The 22,679-nt window shown below is 69.3% G+C and carries 21 protein-coding genes; 5 read left to right on the forward strand and 16 right to left on the reverse strand.

Annotated features, from left to right (window positions below; genetic code table 11):
- Positions 1 to 187 precede the first annotated feature (187 nt).
- The 5 genes from QFZ50_RS10550 to QFZ50_RS10570 form a co-directional block, all read right to left on the reverse strand.
- Complete coding sequence (locus tag QFZ50_RS10550) at positions 188 to 1,933, reverse strand: ABC transporter ATP-binding protein (protein ID WP_307083986.1); 1,746 nt, start codon at positions 1,931 to 1,933, stop codon at positions 188 to 190.
- On the reverse strand, positions 1,930 to 2,949 hold the full coding sequence (locus QFZ50_RS10555) for an ABC transporter permease (protein ID WP_307083988.1): 1,020 nt from the start codon (positions 2,947 to 2,949) through the stop codon (positions 1,930 to 1,932). The genes QFZ50_RS10550 and QFZ50_RS10555 overlap by 4 nt, the downstream gene beginning before the upstream one ends.
- Positions 2,942 to 3,868: an ABC transporter permease gene (locus QFZ50_RS10560; RefSeq protein WP_307083989.1), complete on the reverse strand. Its 927-nt coding sequence runs from the start codon at positions 3,866 to 3,868 to the stop codon at positions 2,942 to 2,944. Before QFZ50_RS10560 ends, QFZ50_RS10555 begins: the two co-directional genes overlap by 8 nt.
- Positions 3,869 to 4,003: 135 nt before the next feature.
- Entirely contained in the window at positions 4,004 to 5,641 is a 1,638-nt protein-coding gene (locus QFZ50_RS10565; RefSeq protein WP_307083991.1) for a peptide ABC transporter substrate-binding protein, read from the reverse strand.
- A gap of 314 nt (positions 5,642 to 5,955) precedes the next feature.
- Positions 5,956 to 7,695 carry an ABC transporter family substrate-binding protein gene (locus QFZ50_RS10570; protein WP_307083994.1) on the reverse strand — a complete coding sequence of 580 codons (1,740 nt, stop codon included), beginning with the start codon at positions 7,693 to 7,695 and terminating at the stop codon, positions 5,956 to 5,958.
- A gap of 368 nt (positions 7,696 to 8,063) precedes the next feature.
- Between QFZ50_RS10570 and QFZ50_RS10575 the strand changes: the two genes are divergently transcribed.
- On the forward strand, positions 8,064 to 8,378 hold the full coding sequence (locus QFZ50_RS10575) for a hypothetical protein (protein WP_307083997.1): 315 nt from the start codon (positions 8,064 to 8,066) through the stop codon (positions 8,376 to 8,378).
- Positions 8,379 to 8,420: 42 nt separating this feature from the next.
- On the opposite strand, the gene QFZ50_RS10580 is transcribed toward QFZ50_RS10575, so the two are convergent.
- From QFZ50_RS10580 to QFZ50_RS10600, 5 genes are all read right to left on the reverse strand, one after another.
- Positions 8,421 to 9,338, reverse strand: coding sequence for an EamA family transporter (locus QFZ50_RS10580; RefSeq protein ID WP_307086761.1), 918 nt, complete (start codon positions 9,336 to 9,338; stop codon positions 8,421 to 8,423).
- Complete coding sequence (locus QFZ50_RS10585; protein WP_307083999.1) at positions 9,338 to 10,063, reverse strand: B3/B4 domain-containing protein; 726 nt, start codon at positions 10,061 to 10,063, stop codon at positions 9,338 to 9,340. Before QFZ50_RS10585 ends, QFZ50_RS10580 begins: the two co-directional genes overlap by 1 nt.
- Entirely contained in the window at positions 10,056 to 10,661 is a 606-nt protein-coding gene (locus QFZ50_RS10590) for a helix-turn-helix domain-containing protein (RefSeq protein WP_307084001.1), read from the reverse strand. Before QFZ50_RS10590 ends, QFZ50_RS10585 begins: the two co-directional genes overlap by 8 nt.
- 230 nt (positions 10,662 to 10,891) lie before the next feature.
- Entirely contained in the window at positions 10,892 to 11,539 is a 648-nt protein-coding gene (locus QFZ50_RS10595) for a response regulator (RefSeq protein ID WP_307084003.1), read from the reverse strand.
- Positions 11,536 to 12,681, reverse strand: coding sequence for a sensor histidine kinase (locus tag QFZ50_RS10600; RefSeq protein WP_307084005.1), 1,146 nt, complete (start codon positions 12,679 to 12,681; stop codon positions 11,536 to 11,538). The genes QFZ50_RS10595 and QFZ50_RS10600 overlap by 4 nt, the downstream gene beginning before the upstream one ends.
- Before the next feature lie 159 nt (positions 12,682 to 12,840).
- Between QFZ50_RS10600 and QFZ50_RS10605 the strand changes: the two genes are divergently transcribed.
- Positions 12,841 to 13,365, forward strand: a complete 525-nt coding sequence (locus tag QFZ50_RS10605) for a DUF6326 family protein (RefSeq protein WP_307084007.1) — start codon at positions 12,841 to 12,843, stop codon at positions 13,363 to 13,365.
- Between the two features lie 50 nt (positions 13,366 to 13,415).
- Here QFZ50_RS10605 and ychF read toward each other — a convergent pair whose 3' ends face one another.
- Positions 13,416 to 14,501, reverse strand: a complete 1,086-nt coding sequence (ychF, locus tag QFZ50_RS10610) for a redox-regulated ATPase YchF (RefSeq protein WP_307084009.1) — start codon at positions 14,499 to 14,501, stop codon at positions 13,416 to 13,418.
- 84 nt (positions 14,502 to 14,585) lie between these two features.
- Between ychF and rmuC the strand changes: the two genes are divergently transcribed.
- Positions 14,586 to 15,935: a DNA recombination protein RmuC gene (gene rmuC, locus QFZ50_RS10615; protein ID WP_307084011.1), complete on the forward strand. Its 1,350-nt coding sequence runs from the start codon at positions 14,586 to 14,588 to the stop codon at positions 15,933 to 15,935.
- Between the two features lie 128 nt (positions 15,936 to 16,063).
- Here the strand turns inward: rmuC and QFZ50_RS10620 are convergent, their stop codons facing one another.
- Entirely contained in the window at positions 16,064 to 17,158 is a 1,095-nt protein-coding gene (locus QFZ50_RS10620) for a 4-hydroxy-3-methylbut-2-enyl diphosphate reductase (protein WP_307084013.1), read from the reverse strand.
- A gap of 62 nt (positions 17,159 to 17,220) precedes the next feature.
- Entirely contained in the window at positions 17,221 to 18,060 is an 840-nt protein-coding gene (locus QFZ50_RS10625) for a hypothetical protein (protein ID WP_307084015.1), read from the reverse strand.
- Between the two features lie 212 nt (positions 18,061 to 18,272).
- On the opposite strand from QFZ50_RS10625, the gene xseA reads away from it, so the two are divergent.
- Complete coding sequence (xseA, locus tag QFZ50_RS10630; protein WP_307084016.1) at positions 18,273 to 19,568, forward strand: exodeoxyribonuclease VII large subunit; 1,296 nt, start codon at positions 18,273 to 18,275, stop codon at positions 19,566 to 19,568.
- A 130-nt stretch (positions 19,569 to 19,698) separates the two neighbouring features.
- Positions 19,699 to 19,935 (forward strand): exodeoxyribonuclease VII small subunit, encoded by a 237-nt coding sequence (locus QFZ50_RS10635; protein ID WP_307084018.1) that lies wholly within the window; start codon positions 19,699 to 19,701, stop codon positions 19,933 to 19,935.
- Between the two features lie 116 nt (positions 19,936 to 20,051).
- Here the strand turns inward: QFZ50_RS10635 and QFZ50_RS10640 are convergent, their stop codons facing one another.
- The 3 genes from QFZ50_RS10640 to QFZ50_RS10650 all read right to left on the reverse strand — a co-directional run bounded on the left by QFZ50_RS10640 (position 20,052) and on the right by QFZ50_RS10650 (position 22,645).
- Positions 20,052 to 20,423 (reverse strand): VOC family protein, encoded by a 372-nt coding sequence (locus QFZ50_RS10640; RefSeq protein ID WP_307084020.1) that lies wholly within the window; start codon positions 20,421 to 20,423, stop codon positions 20,052 to 20,054.
- Between the two features lie 99 nt (positions 20,424 to 20,522).
- Positions 20,523 to 21,389, reverse strand: a complete 867-nt coding sequence (locus QFZ50_RS10645) for a polyphosphate kinase 2 family protein (RefSeq protein WP_373462264.1) — start codon at positions 21,387 to 21,389, stop codon at positions 20,523 to 20,525.
- A gap of 38 nt (positions 21,390 to 21,427) precedes the next feature.
- Positions 21,428 to 22,645, reverse strand: a complete 1,218-nt coding sequence (locus QFZ50_RS10650; protein WP_307084022.1) for a pyridoxal phosphate-dependent aminotransferase — start codon at positions 22,643 to 22,645, stop codon at positions 21,428 to 21,430.
- Positions 22,646 to 22,679: the final 34 nt, after the last annotated feature.

Raw genomic sequence — 22,679 nt, forward strand, 5'->3', positions numbered from 1 at the left:
CACTGCACGCCCTCATACCAGTCTAGGCGAGAGGTAAAAACGGACCTAATGCGCCCCCTCGATCGGGGCCCGAATCCGCTGTGGGCGCAGAGGCGGGGCGCGGATGGTACGACGACGGCGGCCCTCCGGGTGGAGAGCCGCCGTCGTCCGTACTGCGGGTGCTGCCGGTGCTGCCGGTGACCTCCGGCTATGCGACCTCGGGGGGCAGGACGAGTCCGGCCCCCGGGATCGCCGCGAGGAGCGCCTGCGTGTAGGCGGTCTTCGGGTTGTCGAACACCTCGTCGGTGGTGCCCTGCTCCACGAGCGTGCCCTTCTCCATCACGGCCACGTGGTCGGCGATCTGGCGCACCACCGCGAGGTCGTGGGTGATGAACAGGTAGCTCAGGCCCAGGTTTGACTGCAGGTCGGCGAGCAGGTTCAGGATCTGTGCCTGCACCAGGACGTCGAGCGCGGAGACGGCCTCGTCGCAGATGACCACCTCGGGATCCAGGGCGAGCGCCCGCGCGATGGCCACGCGCTGCCGCTGGCCGCCGGAGAGCTCGTTCGGGAAGCGCTGCATCATCGCGGAGGGCAGGGCCACCTGGTCGAGCAGCTCCCGGACCTTCTTCTCCCGGCTCTTGGCGTTCCCGACCCCGTGGACCCGGAGCGGTTCCTCGATGGTCCGGTAGATGTTGTACATCGGGTCGAGCGAACCGTACGGGTCCTGGAAGATCGGCTGCACGCGGCGGCGGAAGTCGAACATCTCCTTGCGCCCGAGCGTCGTGATGTCCACGCCGTCGAACCGGATGCTGCCCGACGTCGCGCCCTCGAGCCCGAGGACCATCTTCGCGACGGTGGACTTGCCCGAACCGGACTCGCCCACCACCGCGGTGGTGGTGCCGCGCGCGATCGAGAAGGACACCTTGTCCACAGCGGTGAAGTCGGTGGACTTGCCCCAGCTGCCGCGGATCTTGAAGACCTTCGTCAGGTCCTCGACCTCGATCACCTTGTCCTGGGCCGGCCCCTTCGCCACGGTGGGCGCGAGGAGGTCCTCGGTCTCGATGCCGGCCTTCTTCGCCGACTCGATGCGGCGCGAGGCGATGGACGGGGCCGAGGCCACCAGCTTCTGTGTGTACGGGTGGCGCGGGTTGGTCAGCAGCTCGAGGGCCGGACCGGCCTCGACGACCTGCCCCTTGTACATGACGATCACCTTGTGCGCGCGCTCGGCGGCGAGGCCGAGATCGTGCGTGATGAGCAGCACGGCGGTGCCGAGCTCCTCGGTCATGGTGTCCAGGTGGTCCAGGATCTGCCGCTGCACGGTCACGTCCAGGGCCGACGTCGGCTCATCGGCGATGAGCAGGCGCGGCCGGCAGGACAGGCCGATGGCGATGAGTGCACGCTGGCGCATGCCGCCGGAGAACTCGTGCGGGTACTGGTTGGCGCGCGATGCGGCGTCGGGCAGTCCCGCCTCCGAGAGCACCTTCGCGACGTCCTGGGGGCCGCTCGGCAGGCCGTTGGCCCGCAGGGTCTCCCTGACCTGGAATCCGATCTTCCACACCGGGTTCAGGTTGGACATCGGGTCCTGCGGCACCATGCCGATCGACGAGCCGCGGAGCTCGATGATCCGCTTCTCCGAGGCGTGGGTGATGTCCTCGCCGTCGAAGATGATGCTGCCGTTCGAGACGCGGCCGTTCGCGGGCAGGAGCCCGATGGCGGCGAGGGCCGTCGTCGACTTGCCCGACCCGGACTCCCCCACGATCGCGACGGTCTCCCCGGGCATGACGGTAAGGTGCGCGTTGCGCACCGCCGGCACGTCCCCGTTCGACGTCGTGAAGGTGATGGCGAGGTCGCGGAGTTCGAGCAGCGGCTGGACGCCTCCCGTCGCTGCGGGAGCCGCCGCCGTCTCGGTGCGGGCGGCACGGCGGCCGCCCTCGTGGTGGGTGCTGTGGCTCATCGTTTGCGTGCCTTCGGATCGAGAGCGTCACGCAGGGCGTCGCCCAGCATGATGAAGCTCAGAACGGTGATCGACAGGGCGAGGCCCGGCCAGAAGATCGCCATCGGGTTGCTGCGCAGCGAGGGCTTGGCCGAGAAGATGTCGTTGCCCCACGACATGACCTCCGGCGGCAGTCCGATGCCGAGGAAGGACAGCGTCGATTCCGCCACGATGAACGTGCCGAGCGAGATCGTCGCGATGACGATGACGGGCGCGAGCGCGTTCGGGATGACGTGCTTGACGAGGGCGCCCAGCGGGGACACCCCGAGGGAGCGTGCCGCCGTCACGAAGTCCGCGTTGCGGACCTCGATCACCGCGGCCCGCGTGATGCGGGCGATCTGCGGCCAGCCGAAGGCCACCAGGATGACGACGAGCGTCCACACGTTCCGGTTCTGCTGGAACACGGGCAGCTGCACGACGACGATGGCGCCGAGGATCAGCGGGAGCGCGAAGAAGATGTCACCGATGCGGGCGAGCACGGCATCGACCCAGCCGCCGAAGAACCCTGCCAGTGCACCGATGAGGCCGCCGATCAGGACCACGCCGAGCGTGGCGAACAGGCCGACTGTCAGCGAGGACTGGGTACCGTGCACCACGCGGGAGAGGATGTCGCAGCCCTGGACGGTGAAGCCCAGCGGGTGGCCGGGAGCGGGGCCGCCGTCGGAGTTCTCGAGCAGGCAGTTCTCGTTCGGCGGCTCATTGGTGAACAGTCCCGGGAACAGTGCCACGAAGATGACCGCGAGGATCAGGATCGCGCTGATGATGAACAGCGGCTGCTTCCGCAGGCTGCGCCAGGCCTCGCCCCAGAGGCTCCGGGGCGCGGCGTCGGAGACGGCGCTGTCCGTGGCCCGGACCGGCGTCTCGTCGAGGTCGGCGACGAAGTGCTCGATCGGGTAGGCGGACCGCTTGGTGCGGGCCACCGGCGTCACCGCGGTGGTCGCGACGGCCTCGATGGGTGATGGTGTTGGTTCAGGCATATCGAATCCTTGGGTCCAGCCACGCGTACAGGAGATCCACCAGCAGGTTCGCCAGGCAGAAGATGAGGATCAGGAACGTGACGATCGAGACGACCATCGGTCCGTCACCGTTCAGCACGGCGCGGTAGAGGGTGTTGCCGACCCCGTTGACGTTGAAGATGCCTTCGGTGACGATCGCGCCGCCCATGAGGGCGCCGAGGTCGGCGCCGAGGAAGGTCACGACGGGGATCAGCGAGTTGCGGAGGACGTGCACGACGACGACGCGCCGGCGGCTGAGGCCCTTGGCCGTCGCCGTCCGGACGTAGTCCGCGTTCACGTTCTCGATGATGCTCGTGCGGGTCAGGCGCAGCACGTAGGCGAAGGACACCAGCCCGAGGACGACGGCCGGGAGCAGGAGCTCCGAGAAGGTGGCGTCGCCGCTCACGGTCGGGTTCGTCCACTGCAGCTTGACGCCGATGAGGAACTGCATCAGGAAGCCGAGCACGAAGATGGGCACGGCGATGACGATCAGGGACAGCACGAGGACGGAGGAGTCGAAGATCTTGCCCTTGCGCAGGCCCGCGATGAGGCCGAAGACGATGCCGAAGACGGCTTCGATGACGAGGGCCATGATGGCGAGCTTCGCCGTGGTCGGGAAGACCTCGGCGATGATGGTGGCGATCGGACGGCCCGAGAAGTTGGTGCCGAGATCGAACGTCAGGACGCCCTTGAGGTACAGCAGGTACTGGATCCAGAAGGGCTGGTCCAGGTTGTACTGCTCGCGGAGGCCCGCGACGACGGCGGGGGTGCAGCCGCGCTCGCCGCAGATGGCCGCGGTGGCGTCGCCGGGGAGGCTGAAGACGAGGAAGTACACCAGCAGCGTCGCGCCGAGGAAGACGGGGATCAGCTGCAGGAAGCGTCGGACGATGTACCAGACCATCAGTGCGCACCTCCCGGTGCGGCATGCGTCCGGACGGGACGCAGGGTGGGGTTGCTCATGAGGTGTTGAACCTTTTCGTTGGAGCACGGAAAAGGGGCCCGCCCTGTGCCGGGCGGGCCCCGAGACCGCTAGGGGTTACTTGCCGGTGATGGCGTAGTAGAGCGGAACACCGTTCCAGCCGAACTCGACGTTGTCCACGTTGTTGCTCCAGCCGCCCTGGGCGACCTGGTACCACAGCGGGATGGCGGGGAGGTCTTCGAGGAGCTGCTCCTGGGCCGTGTTCATGGCCTCGTTGCCCTCTTCGACCGAGCTGGCGGCGAGACCGTCCTTCAGCTGCTGATCGAACTCGGGGTTGCTGTAGCGGGCGTCGTTGGACCCGGCGCCGGTGGCGTAGATGGGTCCGAGGAAGTTGTACAGCGACGGGTAATCGGCCTGCCAGCCGGCACGGAGGGCACCCGAGAGGGTCTCGTCCGTGGCTTCGGTGCGGGCTTCCTTGAAGGTCGCGTACGGCTTGCCCGAGATCTCGATGCCGAGGTTGTTCTTGATGTTGTTCACCACGGCCTCGACCCACGTCTTGTGGTCACCCTTGTCGGCGTTGTAGCCGATGGTCAGGGGCTGCGACTCGTCGTAGGGCGAGATCTTCTCGGCGTCGGCCCAGAGCTTCTTGGCCTCGTCCGGGTTGTACTCGAGGTTCTCGCTGCCCGGCAGGTCCGCGCTGTAGCCGTCGAGGACGGGAGCGGTGAAGTCCTTCGCGGGTTCGCGACCGCCGTTGAAGATGACATCGGTGATCTCGTCGCGGTTGATCGCCATCGACAGGGCCTGGCGCCGCAGCTTGCCGGCCTCGCCCTCCCAGTTCGGGAGGTAGTACGGCACGGCGATCGTCTGGTTGCCCGCGTAGGGCGACTCGATCGAGCGATCCCCGAGGTCGTTCTTGAAGTTCTTGATGTCGCTCGTCGGGATCGTCTTCAGGACGTCCAGGTTGTCCGAGATCAGGTCCTGGTATGCCGTGGTGTCGTTCTGGTAGATCTTGAACGTCACGCCGGCGTTCTGCGCTTCCTGCGGGCCCTCGTACTCGTCGTTCGGCACGAGCTCGATCTGCTGGTTGTGCTGCCAGGCACCCTCGGAGGCGAACTTGTAGGGGCCGTTGCCGATCGGGTTCTCGCCGAAGGTCGCGGGATCCGTGAGTGCCTCGGCGGGCAGCGGGAAGAACGCGCTGTAGCCCAGTCGCAGCTCCCAGTCCGATTCCGGCTGCGACAGCTTGACGGTGAACGTCTTGTCGTCGACGACCTTCAGGCCGCTCATGGTCTCCACGGTGGAGCCCTCGGCGCTGGCCTCGGCGTAGCCTTCGATGCTCTCGAAGAAGTAGCTCGAGAGCTGGGCGTTCTTCGCAGCGGCACCGTAGTTCCAGGCGTCCACGAAGGAGCTCGCGGTGACGGGATCACCGTTGGTGAAGGTCTTGCCTTCCTTGAGCGTGATCGTGTAGTTCTGGGCGTCCTCGGTCTCGATGGACTCCGCCATCTCGTTCTGGGGCTTGCCCTCGGCGTCGTAGCTGACGAGGCCCGCGAAGATCAGGTCGAGGATCGCTCCGCCACCCACCTCGTTGGTGCTGGTGGGGATCAGCGGGTTCTGGGGCTCGGAGCCATCGACGACGATGACCGCGTCCGTGGTCCCGCTGGTGGTGCCGGACTCAGAGCTTCCGCCACCGCATGCACTCAGGGTCAGTGCGGCGAGCGCCGCGACGCTGAGCATTTTGGAAGTGCGCGTGAAACGCATTCCGCCTCCTAGTTATTGGGGTCGTTCCGGCGTTGATGTGGCCGGTTTCGTGGCTCTGCAGACAGCGAGAGCCAACTCACACCGGAAGATCATATGCCCGTTCCGTTGCTTCCCTGAACATCCTGTATACAAGGACTCCCAGCGGACACTCAGCTTCGGGGCGTGCGGCCCTTGTTTCCGCAGGCCAGCGCGCCCTGCGTCACGAAATCACGCTTTCATAACGAAGCGGGGAAAAGACCCTCGAGTACGGTACAGGAGTCCCGGAAGCGCCCGAGCACCCGCGCCCGCAGCGGGACGTCCGGTGCCGCCGCGGCCTACTGTGCCAGCTGCCAGTCCCAGAAGTTCCACCAGACACCGGTCTGGTTCGGCATGTAGGTGACCCCGGAGACGTTGTCGCTGAACGCGTCGACACCCGGCAGCTGGTAGAGGGGCAGCCCGTACCGGGAGTCCCAGATCAGTTTGTCGATCCGGATCTGCAGCTCGTCCTGCTGCTCCGGGTCGGTGGTCACGATCAGCTCGTCCATGAGCTCGTCGGCCTCGGGGCTCGAGAAGCCGTTGAAGTTGGAACCGGCACCGGTCCTGAAGATCTGTGGTACGCCGGACACGCCGCCTCCCGCGTTGATCCATCCGAAGATCGAGGCGTCGTAGGTGCCGTCCCCCAGGGCGGCGCTCCAGGCGGAGGCACCGAGGCCGCCGTCCACAACCTCGAATCCCGCTTTCGCCGCGGACTTGGCGATGAGGGTGTAGGACTCCTGGCGGTTCGGGTTGTCCCGGTCGTACAGGATCCGGACCTCGGGGGTGGCGCCCTCGAGCAGCTCCTTCGCGCCCTCGATGTCCACGTCCGCGAAGGCCTCCGAGCCGTTCTCGGCGGCGGACTTCCCGTAGGGCTCCTGGTCGGGCAGGAAGAGCTGGGAATCGAGGGGTTCGGCGTCCGGGTTCAGCTCCTGCACGATGGTCTCGACCAGCTGCTGACGGGGCACGGTCTTCAGGAAGGCCTCGCGGACGCTCTCCCTGGCGAACACGCCGCCGAAGGTGAGGTCGAGGTGGTCGTAGGACAGCTCGTTGCCGCGGTTGACGGTGACGCCCTCGATGCGTTCGAGCTGCTCGACGGTGTCGGCCGAGGCCTGCGGGGAGATGATGTCCGCCTCCCCGTTCTGCAGTGCCTGGACCTGGGCCGGCGCCGCCCCGATGTACCGCACGGTGATCTCGTCGACCTTCGGCATCGGCCCCCAGGAGTAGTCCGGATTGCGGACCAGCGTCATGGACTGGTCCGGGGTGATGGCCGACGCGACGAACGGCCCGTTGGAGAGGAAGAGCGTGGGGTCATCCGGCAGGGACCTGGTGTCGAAGCCGGTGTTCCAGAAATCGGCGACCCGCCGCAGCTCGGGGCGCACCGCAGGATTCTCGGGGTCACCCTCCGGCTCGGTCCGGATGAGTTCGGTCAGTGCGTCCTCGTCGGCGAGGCCGCCCTTCTCCGCGAGGACGTGCGCGGGGGTGGAGATGCCGCCGTCGGTCATGAGGCCGAAGGCCACCTCGTAGTCCGCGAAGGGCTCCGAGTACTCGAGGGTGAGGGACCGGCCGTCCTCGCCGATCTCCGGGAGTCCGGTGAGCGCGAGGCCGCTGGTGTCGCCGGCGTAGTCGAAGTACGTGGCCCCGGAGACGACGCCGCCGTCCGCGTCGAGGGTGGCGTCGTCGAAGTAGCCGGAGCCGATCGCCCAGTGCAGGAGCAGGTCCCCGCCGTCGACCGGTTCACCGTCGGACCAGGTGACGCCCTCGTTGACCGTGTACCTGACGCTCAGGGGGTCCTCGGAGAGGACCTCGATGGACCCGAAGTCCTCGTTCTCGACGACCTCGAGGTCGCCGTCGATGTACACGAAGCCGGAGTGGGTCGCATAGGCGATCCGGCCGTTGACGTCCACCTGGCCCTTGGAGCTGTTCGAGTTGAACGAGGTGAAGCCGTTGACCTCCGCGACGCGGATGTTGCCGCCCGTCACCTCGCCCGCGGGGGTCTCCTCCGGTATCTCGGGCCCCGTGGGGGCAGTGCAGGCGCTCATCACCAGCACCGTTGCCGCAGCCACCCCCGCAGCCCTGGAAGTACGTCCGAAACGCATGCCGTCTCCTCCTTCGTAGGGTGGCTCCGACTCCACGCGGTGTTGCGGATCAGCCGACACGCGCCCCCCAGGGACGACGCTACTCACATCAGGTGAAGCATAGGGGCACTTCGATCCCGGCAGGCATCCGGCACAGGAGCCGGGTGTCGTTGTTACCGAGCTGCAACCCAGTGCGACGACGGCACGAGCCGCTTGATCGGTCGCTCGGCCCGGTGCTTTGCTTGGACGACCCGGAGCGGCAGCATGGCTGCTGCACCGGGCGGCGCGCCGGACGGGCGTGCGGGATCCGCTGTGGACGGGTGGAATGCGGTATGGCCTGGCTTTTCGTCGACAAGCATGCGGCGGTCTGGGACGACGACGCCAACGTCCAGGCCGCGATCGGCGCCCTCAAGGCGCGCCTGGACCAGCACGCCGAGGTCCACCTGTCGATCCAGAGCAAAGGGCTCAAGGGGCCGGTCTTCGTGATCACGAGGGACACCGTGCTCAGCTCCCCCGAGCTGAACAACCGCTTCAACGCGGACCTGTTCGCGGAGCTCACGACGCCTTCGGCGCGCAACAGCCCGACCATCCACTGGTTCTCCGACGGGCGGGGCTTCGTGTCGGAGACCAACAGCCGCCTGTGGTGAGGGGCAGCGCGTCCGGGCAGGCCTCCGCCCTCGGGTGCACGGTCACCCCGGCGGGGGCATCGGTCCCTTCGCTGCGGCCGGGGGTGCCGGGGTCCCGGCCTCCGGCCGTGGCGGCCGGGCCCCTCCGCGCTGCGCGGCGGCGCCGGCCAGGATGACGAGCGCGATACCGACCAGTTGCAGGAGGGTGGGCGTCTGGCTGAGCACCAGCAGCCCGATGAGGATGCCGAACGCGGGCTCGATGGAGAGCAGGGTGCCGAACGCCGTGTGCGTCATGCGGTGCAGCGCGAGCATCTCGAGCCCGAACGCGATCACCGGTGCGATCAGCGCGATGCCGGCGGCTGCCGGCAGCACCCACCACGGAACGTCGCCGCCGATCACCTGCGGCAGCCCGACGGGCATCGTCGCCAGGGCTGCGACGGGGATCGTCAGCGACAGCCCGCTGATTCCCGAGAACCGGTCGCCCACGTGCTGGGTGAGCACGTTGTACAGGCCCCAGCAGGTGCCTGCGAGCAGGGCGAACCCGGCGCCGGCGAGATCGATGTCCCCGCGCCAGGGCTCGGTGAGCAGGACCACGCCGGCAAGGGCCAGCAGCGGCCAGGTCAGTGCCCTCCTGTCCCTGCTCGCCACGCTCGCCACGGTCAGCGGGCCGAGGAACTCGATCGCCACCGCGGTACCGAGCGGGATGCGCTCGACGGCGGCGAGGAAGAACGTCGTCATGAACCCGGTGGCCACGCCGAGGGCGAGCAGTGCGGGCACGTCCTTCCGGCGGACGGAGCGGATCCTCGGGCGGGCGATCAGCCAGAGGAAGACCGCACCGAAGCACATGCGCAGCCAGGCGGTACCGGCCGCACCGACCTGGTCGATGACGCCCACCGACAATGCGTTCGACAGCTGGACGGCCAGCATGGCCGCGACCGCCATCGACCACGCCGGGACGCCGGTACCCGTGCGTCCGCGCATCACGAAGCGCCGATCATCCGGCGCGAACTGGAGACCCGATCGCCGAGCTGCGCCAGCGCGTTCGCGAGCTCGTCCGCCGCAGCGTCCAGCGCGGCGTCGGACATCGGTGCGAGCGCGTCGAGGATGAAGAAGGCTGTCGTCGTCGAGTCCGTGAGCGCGGTGCGGCGGCCCTGCCGCCAGTTCCAGCGCCGGCAGGTCACCCCCTCCTCGTCACACCAGACGACCTCTCCGGGCTCCGGGTGCTCGATCACCGTCCCGCCGTCCGCCGTCGTGTCGAACGGCTCCTCGCCGGTCGCCCGGGCGAGGCGTGCCGGCCCTCGGTACGCGTGGAAGTCCTCGCCGCCGAGCGGGACCTGGTGCAGCACGGAGACCGCGTTGTAGATGTCGGTGAGGGCGTTGACACGCGGCAGGCCGTGCTCGGCCCGACGCGTAAGCGCTTCCAGGCTGTTCCGGGTGCGCTGGGGTTTGGCCCCGAATGCACGGTAGGCCGCGCGCCAGGCGGCGATGTGCGGCAGCTCGTCGACCGGGGAGGAGGCGAGTGCGGTCCGGGCGTGTGCCTCGGCGGCGGCGATCAGCGCATCGGCCGCGCCGCTAGCGGCTTCCGCTCCCGGCGTGAGCCCGTCGACGACGAGGAGCATGGCGCGGTAGTCCGGCCGCAGGTCGAACACTGCAGGCTCGACCGTGCAGGCGGCGAGGAAGGCGTCGGAGGTCAGGGGCTCAGGCATCGGGGGTCCCGGTTCTGCGTGCGGCTCCGACGCCCGGCTCGAAGACCGTGAGGGAGAACCGGGTGCGGACGCCGTTCCGGTTCAGGTAGGCATGGGCGACGTCACCGTGGAAGGTCAGGGCGTCGCCGGTGCCGAGCTCATGGAGCTCACCGTCGACGTCGACGGTGAGAGCGCCCTCCTGGACGTGGAGGAGCTCCCGAGTGCCGCCTGCGTGAGCCTCGCTCGTGTGCCGTTCCCCGGGGGCCAGAGTCCAGTCCCACAGTTCGACCACGTTCGGCGGCTCGGTCCCCGCGACGAGCACACCCTGCCCCCCGAGGTCGCCGGTCCACAGCACTGCCCCATCACCATGGCGGGTCGTCCTCACCGCCGGCGACGCCGGCGGCTCCACCAGCGAGGGCAGCCCGACGCCGAGCGCATCCGAGAGTCGCAGGAGGGTGCCGACGCTCGGATTCGCCGCACCCTGCTCGACGTTCACGAGCATCCTGCGACTCACGCCCGCCGCGGCGGCGAGCTGGTCGAGCGTCCATTCCCGGTTCTTGCGCTCCTGCTTCACCCGGGTGCCGATCGCCCGCGCCAGTGGCTCTGCCTCTGTCTCCATACAGTGCATCATAATGCACTATTTTGGCAGCGTCGATCCCTGGTGCTTGTCAGGCCCGCTGTCCCTCCTTCGACGAGGTCCTCCGGAGTGGTCCTGCTGCGGGCTCCTGACACAGGGCGACGCCAGCGCGAACCGACGCCTCACGAGCCGTGAAGCACTCGACCCGTTGCACCTGAGGATGGTCCACAGCCGAACAGGGCCGGACCTGACGGCGGCGAGGCCTTGCGACGTCAGATACGGCCGGTCTCATGGGCCCACATGGCGACCTCGACGCGGTTCCGGGCGCCGAGTTTCCGCATGAGGCTGGCGAGGTGGGCCTTGACGGTGCTCGGGGTGATGTAGAGCTCGCCGGCGATCTCGTTGTTGGTGCGACCGCGGGCTACGGTGCCAAGGACTTCCTCCTCGCGGGCGGTGAGCGGTTCGGTCGGCTGCCTCGGCGGTGACGTCCGTGCGTGTGCGAAGGCGGAGAGCAGTCGGACAGTCACGCTGGGTGCGATCAGTGCGTCTCCGTCCGCGGCGGCGTGGATGGCCTGGGTCAGCAGAGCGGGTCCGGCGTCCTTGAGCAGGAACCCACGGGCGCCGGCCTTGAGCGCACCGTGGACATACTCGTCGAGGTCGAAGGTGGTGATGACCACGATCGGGAGCGGGTCGGTGACGTCGGGGCCGGCGAGACGCCGGGTGGCTTCGATGCCGTCCATCAGCGGCATCCGGATGTCGAACAGGCCGACGTCGGGCCGCAGCTGAAGCGCCAGGCGGACGGCCTCGCACCCGTCGGCGGCCGCGCCGACCACGTCGATGTCGGGTTGCGCGTCGAGCAGCATCGTCAACCCGGTACGCACGATGGGCTGGTCGTCGGCGATGAGGACCCTGATGCTCAACGCGGTGTCCCGGTCCGGGGCAGCACTGCCTCCACCCGCCAGCCCTGCTCGCCGGCGGGGCCCGCGTCGAAGCTGCCACCGAGCAGTGACGCGCGTTCCCGCATGCCGACCAGGCCGAAGCCTGCTGCGGTACGACCGCCGGCGCCGGAGGAGCCGTCGTCGTCGATGGTCACTCGTACCCGGTCGGCGTCGCCTGTGACGGTGACGGTGATCCGCGTCACGTGGCGGGCGTGCCTTCGGGCGTTGGTGGTGGACTCCTGGGCCAGGCGGTAGATCGCTGCCCCGACGGCCGGGCTGAGGTCGTCGAATTCGCCGGAGAGCGTCACCTCGACCCGGGGACGCGTCCGGCCGTCGGTGGCGAGCTGCTCGACCTCCGCCACGCCGGGTTGCGGCGCGAGCTCGGTGTCCTGTGAGGCGCGGAGTACGCCGACGATGGCGCGCAGCTCGGTGAGCGTTTGGGTCGCTGCGTCCTCGATGACGGCCAGGGCCTCGATGGCGCGCTCCGGGTGGGAGGCTGCGATGGCACGTCCTGCCTGGGCTTGGATGGCGATGCCGGACACGTGGTGAGCCACCGTGTCGTGGAGTTCGCGAGCGAGCTGTTCGCGTTCGTGGCTTTTGGCCTGGTCGATGTCGCGGATGCGGATTCTCTCGCGATAGCGGATCACGGCACCGAGCGCTGCCGCGAACAGGAAGATCGCGTACCCGGCGACCGCCTCCCACAGGCCGGCGCCCTCGGCGACGGTCGTGATGGGCAGCCAGAGCAGGATCAGGCCGAGGCCGCTTGCGGCCTCCCGAGCGGAGCCCCACCGGAACAGTGCGTAGGTCAGGATCAGGGTCGCCGAGATACTCGACGGCAGAGCGCCCTGCGACCCGGTGAGGACTCTGGCGATGTCGACGAGCGTCAAGGTTCCGAAGGCGACCGCGACCGCGACGAGCGGGTGCGTGCGTCGCCACAGCAGTGGTCCCACGACCGCGAGGACCGTGAGCAGCAGCGGGCGCGGCGCCAGGTCCTGGCGGAACACCGCTTCCACCAGGGACCAGCTGATCAGTACTGCGACCAGGGTCCAGTCCCGCGGCCCCCGGTTCGGGGGGTGGGTCGGTCGAGGTTCGGCCCACATCGCGTGGAGTGCGTGGGCGGCCATCTCATCAGTCTAGGCAGCCCGCGTGATCGGCGTATCGGCCGAAAGTACAGGACCTCGGCCAGACCAACGGCCAGGTCGGATCAGGCCTCCGGACCGATGTGCCCGATGTAGGCATCCGCGAAGGTGGAAGCACCCACCCACCACGGCAAGGAGCTTCTGATGAGAACACCGCAGTCCCGCACCGCGCTGAAGAACCCGCGTTTCCGCTCGCCGCTGGAGGACCGGCTCATACCCGTGCAGGCCAGGATCGCCGCCGCATGGACCACCTTCATGTTTCTCTACATCTACGTCGACATCTTCAACCTCTACAAGCCAGGCGTCGTCGACGGCATTCTGAACGGCCTCGTCTGGAGGTTCGACATCAGCGCGACGTTGTTGACCATCTTCCTCGTGTCCGTGTCGATACCGGCCCTGATGGTGGTGCTCTCCATGATGCTGCCCGCCCGGATGAACCGCGCCACGAACCTCGTGGTCGCGTCGCTCCTCATCCCCTACTCCATGTTCAACGCGGCAGGAGCTACCTGGGAGTGGGCCGCCTTCTACGGCATCTCCATCGGAATCGAGGTACTGCTGCTGGTCTTCATCCTGCGCTCCGCCTGGGCCTGGCCCCGCCGCACCACACCGTCGGCGACCAGGACGACCAGTGTCGACGACGAGCTCCACCACACGCCGCAGCAGACCTGACTGCCGACCCCGGAGCCCACCATCCTCGGCCCGACCCGCAGTGGCTGTTCCTAGACGTTGAAGCGGAACTCCACCACGTCGCCGTCGGACATGACGTACTCCTTGCCCTCGATACGGACCTTGCCGCGGGACTTCGCCTCGCTCATGGACCCGGCGTCGATGAGGTCGCCGAAGGAGACCACCTCGGCCTTGATGAAGCCTCGCTGGAAGTCGGAGTGGATGACACCGGCGGCCTCGGGCGCCGTCGCACCCTTCTTGATCGTCCAGGCACGGCTCTCCTTGGGACCCGCCGTGAGGTAGGTCTGCAGGCCGAGGGTGTGGAAACCGACGCGCGCGAGCTGATCGAGGCCGGACTCGTCCTGGCCGTTCATCTCGAGCATCTCGCGGGCCTCGGCCTCGTCGAGTTCCACGAGGTCGGCCTCGAGCTTGGCGTCGAGGAAGATGGCGTCGGCGGGGGCCACGAGCTGCCGCAGCTCCTCCTGGCGCTCGGCGCTGCCGAGCACGGCGTCGTCCACGTTGAAGACGTAGATGAACGGCTTGGCCGTGAGCAGGCTGAGCTCACGGAGGTGCTCCATCTCGAGCTTGTCGCTCGCGACCGACGCGAAGATGGTGTCGCCGCGTTCGAGGACGGCCTGCGCGGCCTGCATGGCGGTGAGCTGCGCGGCCTCGCGCTTCTTGATCTTCACTTCCTTCTCGACGCGCGGGATGGCCTTCTCGAGCGTCTGCAGGTCGGCGAGGATCAGTTCGGTGTTGATGGTCTCCATGTCGGAGCGCGGGTCCACCTTGCCGTCGACGTGGATGACGTCGGGGTCGTCGAACACGCGGATGACCTGGGCGATCGCCTCCGCCTCGCGGATGTTGGCGAGGAACTGGTTGCCGAGGCCCTCCCCCTCGGAGGCGCCCTTGACGATCCCGGCGATGTCGACGAAGGACACGGTGGCCGGGAGGATGCGCTGCGAGCCGAAGACATCGGCGAGGCTCGCGAGGCGGGGGTCGGGCAGGTTGACCACGCCGACGTTCGGCTCGATGGTGGCGAACGGGTAGTTCGCCGCCAGCACGTTGTTGCGCGTCAGCGCGTTGAAGAGGGTTGATTTGCCGACGTTGGGCAGTCCGACGATGCCGATAGTAAGAGCCACGGGAGACAAGTCTACCGGGCGCCGGCACACCGTCCGGCGGTGTCGGCGCACGTGATTGTCGGAGGTTCCTGCGACAGTGTGGGCATGAGTACAACCGCCGTCCTCCTCGTCCTCCTCGCCTTCCTGATCGGCTGCGCCGTCGGCGCGTACCTGGTCGCCCGCACCCTGCGGCTGCGCGCGGAGGGCCTCCGCACCGAGCTCGACGACGCCACCGCACGCCTCGGGAGGACGACGACGGAGCTCGCGGCTGCGGCGGCCCAGCGTGACCTCCTGCAGCAGCACAACCGCGAGCTGACCGGCAAGACGTCCACGGACAACGACGTCCTGCGCGCGCTCGCCCCCGTGGCGGAGAAGCTGACACAGGTCCAGCGGCAGGTGGGCCTGCTCGAGCGGGACCGCGTGGAGCAGTACGGGCAGCTCGCCCGGCAGCTCGAGGAGTCCCGCGAGGCGGACGCCCTGCTGCTGTCGACCACGCACTCCCTCGCGGGTGCCCTGCGCAGCAACAGCGCGCGTGGCCAGTGGGGCGAGGTGCAGCTGCGGCGCGTCGTGGAGGCCGCGGGCATGCTCTCGCGCGTCGACTTCCTGGAGCAGGTGTCCTTCACCGCGGGCGACGACGGGGAGCGGGCCCGCCCCGACATGGTGGTCCAGCTCCCGGGGGACAAGCAGCTGGTCATCGACGCCAAGGTGCCGCTGAGCGCCTTCCTCGCGGCGCAGGAGCTGGCGGGATCGGCCGAGGAGCCGGGCGACGGGGACGCCGCCGGGTACGGGGCGCGGCGCAGCGAACTGCTGAAGCAGCACTCGAAGGCGCTGCGGGCGCACATCGACGCGCTCGCGCGGAAGAAGTACTGGGAGGGCGCCGCCAACTCCCCCGAACTCGTCATCTGCTTCATCCCGGTCGAGTCCGTGCTCTCGGAGGCGCTGCGCGCGGATCCGGAGCTGCTGGACTACGCCTTCTCGCGCAGCGTTGCGCTCGCGTCCCCGGTCTCCCTGCTGGGCATCCTCAAGGGTGCCGCGTTCAGCTGGCGGCAGGCCGTGCTCACCGACAACGCCCGGGAACTGTTCGACCTGTCCAAGCAGCTGTACGAGCGGCTCGGCACCATGGGCGGGCACGTCACCCGTCTCGGGACGTCCCTGAAGACGTCGGTGGAGCGCTACAACTCCTTCGTCGGAGCCCTCGAATCGAGGGTGCTCCCGACCGCGCGCCGCATCGGCGCCTTCGACTCCGCGTCCCTCGACGCCGTCGAGGCCGCGGTGGAGGGCGCCGACGGTGCCACCGGGAGCTCCGAGGGCCCGGCCGGGGCAGATGTCAGCCTCCTCGGCGCCGCCCGCGCACAGCGCGCCGGCAGCCCCGGGGCGTCGGAACGGGCGGCGACGATCGATGCGACACCGCGCTCCCTGACCGCCCACGAACTCCTGGAGGAATCGGCCGGCTGATCGCCCCGGGCATTCCCGGGGTGCTTCCGTGGCAGCAGACCCTGCTGGTCCCCGGACGACGACGGCGGCCCCTCCGAGGAGGGGCCGCCGTCGTGGCGCGGTGTCCGGTGCGTCGTGCACCGGCCGGGTCAGTTGAGGGAGGTGCGGTCCCGCTGGCCCCGACCGCCGATCGCGGGCGTCGAATCACCCATGGCCTTCAGCGCGGCGCGGATCTCCTTGGGGAGGGAGAAGATGATGTCCTCCTGGGCCGTCACGACTTCCTCGACCTGCCCGTACCCGTACTCGGCGAGGAGCCGCAGCACGTCCTGGACGAGATTCTCGGGCACCGAGGCACCCGAGGAGATGCCGACGGTCGCGACGCCCTCGAACCAGGACTCGTCCACCTCGTTGGCGAAGTCGACGCGGTGCGCGGCCTTCGCCCCGTACTCGAGCGCGACCTCCACCAGGCGGACCGAGTTCGAGGAGTTGGCGGACCCGACCACGATCACGAGATCGGTCTCCGGGGCGATCTTCTTGATCGCGGCCTGCCGGTTGGACGTGGCGTAGCAGATGTCGTCGCTGGGCGGATCCTGCAGTGTGGGGAAGCGTTCCTTCAGCAGGTTCACGGTCAGCATGGTCTCGTCGACGCTCAGGGTCGTCTGGGAGAGCCAGATGAGCCGTTCGGGGTCGCGCACCTGCACCTTGTCGACGTCCTCGGGGCCGTTGACGATCTGGATGTGATCGGGGGCCTCACCCGCGGTGCCCTCCACTTCCTCGTGGCCCTCGTGGCCGATGAGGAGGATGTCGAAGTCGTCCCGTGCGAAGCGCTGCGCCTCGCGGTGCACCTTGGTGACGAGCGGGCAGGTCGCGTCGATGGTGCGCAGGCCGCGGTCCTCGGCGGACTGCACGACGGCGGGCGACACGCCATGGGCCGAGAAGACGACGAGCGCGCCCTCGGGGACCTCGTCGGTCTCGTCGACGAAGATGGCGCCCTTGGCCTCGAGCGTCGACACGACGTGCAGGTTGTGCACGATCTGCTTGCGCACGTACACGGGCGGCCCGTAGTGCTCGAGTGCCTTCTCGACGGCGATGACGGCGCGGTCCACTCCGGCGCAGTAACCGCGGGGGGCGGCGAGCAGTACCCTCTTCTCCCCGGTCACCGGCGCAGCGGCGAGCACGTCCTCGGGGGAACGGCGCCTGCGCGGGATGGTGGGCATGGGGACCTGAACGGTGGTACTGGTCATGGTCCGATTCTACCGGCTCGGTCGTCCCCGACCCCGCTGGTCGGCCTGCACTCCGCTGTGAGCTAAGCCCTACGCCGCCCGGCGGCGAGCCGGCCGACGACCCCGAGGACGAACGCGATGACGCCCACGACGATCACGGGCATGCTGGAGGCCGCGATGTCCGCCCCGGCCCGCCCGGCGAGGCCTCCGAGGAAGACGTCCGCGAGCGCGCTCGTCCCGGGAGCCCGGGCCGCCGCTGCCGGCACCCAGTCCACCGCCAGCAACCCGAGCACGCCGAGCCCGGCCACGCCGAGCCCCAGGAACGCGAGGGTGGTGCTGCGCCGTCGTGCGACCACGATGGCCAGCAGGCCCAGCACCGCCGCCCCCGCGAGGTAGAGACGCCACCCCTGGACCGCGTCGGCGACACCGCTGAGCAACCCGCCGCGTTCGAGGGAGCCGACGTCGATCGTGGTGTCGTCCGGGACGGGCACGTCGACGCCCAGCCGTCCTCCGACGTCCTCCGCGAGGAGCTGCGCGACAGGCCCGAGGTCGAGGGTCAGGACGGCCGGCGCCGTCTCGCCGGGGTCGGGCGCCTGGGCGAACGTGAACGCGTGGGACAGGCGCAGGGTCTCCGTCCAGGCCCCCGGATAGCCGGACGATCCCGTGACGGCGCCCGCGGCGTCACGGATGACCGGTTCGACGAAGGACCGTAGCTGCTCCGGCAGCCCGCTCGTCGCCGTGACCTCCTGCGCCAGGGACTCCGCGAGCGCCGCCTGGAACTCGGGATCGTCGCCCAGGGGGGCGGCGAGCGCGACGAATCCGGATTCCTCGACGAGATTCCCGGCGATCCAGGCCGATGCCAGTCCCCCGGCGGTGGCGACGAGCGCGAGGAGGGCCAGGAGGGCAGAGAGGAGCGTCCGCATGGAATCCTTAGGTGGAGGTCGAGTGCACGATTATGCCGGTTCGATCGCCTTCGGACACAGCGCGTCGCGCCCTGCAGCCCCTCGCCCCTCCATGTGCGGAATGCACAGGGAGGACCGGCGGGGCCCGGTGGGGGTCGGGGGTGGTAGAGATAGACCGTGCACTTTCGAGGAGCAGCAGCGGGAGCACCGGACTCCCCGCGGACAGGACAGCCATGACGAGCGAGGGAACACGCGCGCGCACCGCCGGCGCCTCCGAGCCGGCGCAGCGCACCTCGACCATCCCACCCACGGCCGCCGAGACCTCCCCCGACGCCCCGTGGCCGCTGCACCTGCTGTCCGAGAAGCTCAAGGCGCACATCGACCGCGCCCCGGCCGCGTGGGTCGAGGGACAGGTCATCGAACTGAACCGGCGCGCGACCATGTGCTACATCACGCTGCGCGACGTCGACACGGAGGTCTCCCTGTCCCTGTCGGTCTACGGCTCGGTGATGGAGCGGGTGTCCGGCCCCCTGGAGCGGGGCTCGCGCGTCGTCGCCCGCCTCAAACCGGACTTCTGGATCAAGACGGGGCGCCTGTCGATGCAGACCATCGACATCCGTCCCGTGGGCATCGGTGACCTCCTCGCGCGTATCGAACGGCTGCGGCAGGCGCTGGCCGCCGAGGGGCTGTTCTCGCCAGCCCGCAAGAAGCCGCTGCCGCTCCTCCCCCACCGGATCGGGCTCATCACCGGGCGCGATTCCGACGCCATGAAGGACGTCATGCGCAACGCTGCCCTGCGCTGGCCCGCCGTCGAGTTCGAGGTGCGCGAGGTCGCCGTCCAGGGCGTCAGCAGCGTCGCGCAGGTCTCCGCGGCCCTCGCCGAGCTGGACGCCCATCCGCGGGTCGACGTCATCATCATCGCCCGCGGCGGCGGCGCACTCGAGGACCTCCTCCCGTTCAGCGACGAGTCGCTCGTCCGGGCCGTCGCGCGGGCCGCCACGCCCGTGGTCAGCGCTATCGGCCACGAGGCAGATCGCCCCCTGCTCGACGAAGTGGCCGATCTCCGCGCCTCGACGCCGACCGACGCCGCGAAGCGCGTGGTCCCGGACGTCACGGAGGAGCTCGGGCGGATCAGGCAGGCGCGGGCGGCCCTGGAGCGGTCCATCCGGGTCCTCGTCCACCGCGAGAGCGAGAGCCTCGCGAACCTGCGCTCCCGGCCGTCCCTCGCGAAGCCGGAAGGGATGATCGATGTGCGCGAGGCCGACGTCGAGCGCCTCCGCTCCCGTGCACTGCGCTCCATCTCCGCCCTGGTGGAGCGCGACGCCGACGCGGTCCACCACCTGCGGGAGCGGGTGCGCTCGCTGTCGCCCCAGAAGACCCTGGACCGCGGGTACGCCGTCGTCCAGCGGTCGGACGGGCACGTGGTGCGGGCGCCCGACGACGTCGGAAGCGGGGATGCCCTGAGGATCAGGGTCGCCGGAGGGCAGTTCACGGCGGTCGCGAAGCCACCGTCCGGGGAACCGTCGTGACCGGCGAGGGCGCAGGGCCCGCCGGCGCCGTCGGCGATCCACCGCACTGCACAGCGCGCCCTGCCCGTGGCCTTTCAGCCGAGCACACGACGATCCGGGTACCCGGTACCCGCCAGACGAGGAAGACACGATGACGGACAACAGCAAGCAGGAGCCGCAGCGGGCCGACATCGACGCCCTGTCCTACGAGCAGGCACGGGAGGAACTCGTCGCCGTCGTCGCCCGGCTCGAGGCCGGGGGCGTGAGCCTCGAGGAGTCCCTGGCCCTGTGGGAGCGCGGTGAAGCCCTGGCGGACCGGTGCGAGGCGTGGCTGGAGGGTGCCAAGGTGCGGCTGGCGGCGGCGCGGGACAAAGCCGAGCGCCAGTAGCCCCTCAGCGCCAGTAGTCCCCCAGGACCAGGAGTCCTCCAGCGGCGCGGACGGCCTGCCCCGGACACGACGCCCGGGGCAGGCACCCGACGATCCCCGCGCCTGCCTGCGCCCGATCACCCCCGGGCGAGAATCTCCTGCAGCGCCCACCCGTTGCCGTCGGGATCGGCGAAATACACGAACCTGCCCCACGGCTGCTCGTCGACCTCCGATGCCTCCACCCCGCGCCCAACCAGGTCGGCCCGCGCCTGCGCCGCATCGGCCACGACGACCTGGATGCCGCGCAGCGAGCCCGGTGCCATGTCGCTGATACCCTCGCCGAACGCGATGGAGCAGGCGGATCCGGGCGGCGTGAACTGCACGAACCGGAGCCCCTCGCTCACGCGGTGGTCGTGGTCCAGCACGAACCCCACCTGGTCCCGGTAGAAAGCGATGGAACGGTCCACGTCGCTGACGGGCACTCCGATGAGTTCGATCTTCCAGTCCATGATGGCCTCCGTGATGGTGGTGGAGCCTCAAGGCTAGAAGCAGATGCGGTCAGGAGCGGTCCGCGTCCTCGGACCGCGCCGGCGGGGGTGCAGGACCGCTCAGCTGGCCGCGAGGCGCCGCTTCTCGGCCTCGACGTCGAAGGCCGCCCGCGGCCAGCTCAGCTGCATGTCCTCCAGGGTGGCGGTGAGCAGGTGCTGGACGGCGAGCCGCGCGTACCATTTGCGGTCGGCGGGGACCGCGTACCAGGGCGCGTCGGCGGTGCTCGTCCGTTCGATCGCCACCTGGTACGCCTCCTGGTACTGGTCCCAGTAGGCGCGCTCGTCGACGTCGCCCGGGTTGTACTTCCAGTACTTGTCCTTCCGGTCGAGGCGCTCCGCGAGGCGGGCCTTCTGCTCGTCCTTGCCGATGTGGAGCATCACCTTCAGCACCCGTGTCCCGGACGCGGTCACCTCGCCCTCGAACTCCTGGATGGCCGCGTACCGCTGCTCCACCTCGGCGGCGGGCGACAGTCCGCGTACCCGGTGGATCAGGACGTCCTCGTAGTGGGAGCGGTCGAACACCCCGATGAGGCCCGCTGCCGGCAGCTGCCGGCGGACACGCCAGAGGAAGTCGTGCTGCTGCTCCTCGTCCGTGGGCGCCTTGAAGGCGTGGTGCTGCACGCCCTGCGGGTCCACGAGCCCCATGACGTGGCGGACGATCCCTCCCTTGCCCGAGGTGTCCATGCCCTGCAGGACGAGCAGGACGGCGATCTCGCTCCCGGCCCGGCTCTCCGCGAACAGCTTCTCCTGCAGCGACGACAGTGCCTCCGCCCCGTCGGCCAGCGCCGCCTTGCCCTGCGCCTTCCCGCCGTCGAACCCCGGGGTGGAGTCCGGGTCGACGGACGCGAGCGAGAAGTCCGGCCCGGCCAGGAGGAGCCGGCGCATCTCGGTCATCGAGGCGACGCTCGGGGCGGTGGTGGATGCCATGGGTCCTCCTGCTGGTGGGGCCGGCGTGGCCGGAACGGTCAGGGCTTGTAGGTGGACAGGAAATCGGCGAGCCGTCCGATGGCGTCCTCGATGACCTCCACACTCGGCAGCGTGACCATCCGGAAGTGGTCGGTGTGCACCCAGTTGAAGGCGCTGCCGTGCGAGATCAGGATCTTCTGCTGCTTGAGCAGATCGAGCGCGAACTTCTCGTCGTCCTTGATGGGGTACACCTCGGGGTCGAGCTTCGGGAAGAGGTACAGGGCCCCCTGCGCCACCTCGCAGCTCACGCCGTCGATGGCGTTCAGCATCTGGGCCGCCTTGTCGCGCTGCTGCTTGAGGCGTCCTCCGGGCAGGATGAGGTCGTTGATGCTCTGGTACCCGCCGAGGGCCGTCTGGATCGCGTGCTGCGCGGGCACGTTGGCGCACAGGCGCATGTTGGCCAGGAGGTTGATGCCCTCGATGTAGTTCGCGGCGTCACGCTTGGGCCCGGAGATCGCCATCCAGCCGCTGCGGAACCCGGCGATGCGGTACGCCTTGGACAGCCCGCTGAAGGTGAGGCAGAGGACGTCGTCGCCCGTCACCGAGGCGGCATTGATGTGCACGGCGTCGTCGTAGAGGATCTTCTCGTAGATCTCGTCCGCGAAGATGATGAGCCCGTGCTCCCGTGCCAGCCGCACGATCGCCTCGAGGATGGGCCGTGGGTACACAGAGCCCGTCGGATTGTTCGGGTTGATGAGGACGATGCCCTTGGTGTTGGGCGTGATCTTCGAGGCCATGTCCTCGAGGTCCGGCCACCAGTGGTTGTCCTCGTCGCAGAGGTAGTGCACGGGGGTGCCGCTGGCGAGCGCCACGGACGCCGTCCACAGCGGGTAGTCGGGCGTGGGGATGAGGATCTCGTCGCCGGTGTTGAGCAGCGCCTGCATCGAGAGCGTGATGAGCTCGCTGACGCCGTTGCCGAGGTAGACGTCGTCGACGTCGATCGAGGTGATGCCCCGGCTCTGGTAGTACTGCACGACGGCGGTGCGTGCCGAGAAGATACCCCGCGAGTCGCTGTAGCCCTGCGACTTGGGCAGGTTGCGGATCATGTCCACGAGGATGGCGTCCGGTGCCTCGAAGCCGAAGGGCGCCGGGTTGCCGATGTTGAGCTTGAGGATCCGGTGGCCCTGGGCCTCCATGGTCATGGCGTGTTCGAGCAGCGGCCCCCTGATGTCGTAGAGGACGTTCCGGAGCTTTTCCGACTGCGTGTAGGTGGCCATTGGATCAGGATGCCACAGCAGGGGCCCGGGACGC

The organism is Arthrobacter agilis, assembly GCF_030816075.1.
In the GTDB taxonomy this organism is placed as follows: Bacteria; Actinomycetota; Actinomycetes; order Actinomycetales; family Micrococcaceae; genus Arthrobacter_D; species Arthrobacter_D agilis_E.

Coding starts and splice junctions, on each gene's coding strand:
- QFZ50_RS10550 (WP_307083986.1), bottom strand. CDS start 1,933: ATGAGCCACAGCACCCACCACGAGGGCGGCCGCCGTGCCGCCCGCACC.
- QFZ50_RS10555 (WP_307083988.1), bottom strand. CDS start 2,949: ATGCCTGAACCAACACCATCACCCATCGAGGCCGTCGCGACCACCGCG.
- QFZ50_RS10560 (WP_307083989.1), bottom strand. CDS start 3,868: ATGGTCTGGTACATCGTCCGACGCTTCCTGCAGCTGATCCCCGTCTTC.
- QFZ50_RS10565 (WP_307083991.1), bottom strand. CDS start 5,641: ATGCGTTTCACGCGCACTTCCAAAATGCTCAGCGTCGCGGCGCTCGCC.
- QFZ50_RS10570 (WP_307083994.1), bottom strand. CDS start 7,695: ATGAGCGCCTGCACTGCCCCCACGGGGCCCGAGATACCGGAGGAGACC.
- QFZ50_RS10575 (WP_307083997.1), top strand. CDS start 8,064: ATGGCCTGGCTTTTCGTCGACAAGCATGCGGCGGTCTGGGACGACGAC.
- QFZ50_RS10580 (WP_307086761.1), bottom strand. CDS start 9,338: ATGCGCGGACGCACGGGTACCGGCGTCCCGGCGTGGTCGATGGCGGTC.
- QFZ50_RS10585 (WP_307083999.1), bottom strand. CDS start 10,063: ATGCCTGAGCCCCTGACCTCCGACGCCTTCCTCGCCGCCTGCACGGTC.
- QFZ50_RS10590 (WP_307084001.1), bottom strand. CDS start 10,661: ATGGAGACAGAGGCAGAGCCACTGGCGCGGGCGATCGGCACCCGGGTG.
- QFZ50_RS10600 (WP_307084005.1), bottom strand. CDS start 12,681: ATGGCCGCCCACGCACTCCACGCGATGTGGGCCGAACCTCGACCGACC.
- QFZ50_RS10605 (WP_307084007.1), top strand. CDS start 12,841: ATGAGAACACCGCAGTCCCGCACCGCGCTGAAGAACCCGCGTTTCCGC.
- rmuC (WP_307084011.1), top strand. CDS start 14,586: ATGAGTACAACCGCCGTCCTCCTCGTCCTCCTCGCCTTCCTGATCGGC.
- QFZ50_RS10620 (WP_307084013.1), bottom strand. CDS start 17,158: ATGACCAGTACCACCGTTCAGGTCCCCATGCCCACCATCCCGCGCAGG.
- QFZ50_RS10625 (WP_307084015.1), bottom strand. CDS start 18,060: ATGCGGACGCTCCTCTCTGCCCTCCTGGCCCTCCTCGCGCTCGTCGCC.
- xseA (WP_307084016.1), top strand. CDS start 18,273: ATGACGAGCGAGGGAACACGCGCGCGCACCGCCGGCGCCTCCGAGCCG.
- QFZ50_RS10635 (WP_307084018.1), top strand. CDS start 19,699: ATGACGGACAACAGCAAGCAGGAGCCGCAGCGGGCCGACATCGACGCC.
- QFZ50_RS10640 (WP_307084020.1), bottom strand. CDS start 20,423: ATGGACTGGAAGATCGAACTCATCGGAGTGCCCGTCAGCGACGTGGAC.
- QFZ50_RS10645 (WP_373462264.1), bottom strand. CDS start 21,389: ATGGCATCCACCACCGCCCCGAGCGTCGCCTCGATGACCGAGATGCGC.
- QFZ50_RS10650 (WP_307084022.1), bottom strand. CDS start 22,645: ATGGCCACCTACACGCAGTCGGAAAAGCTCCGGAACGTCCTCTACGAC.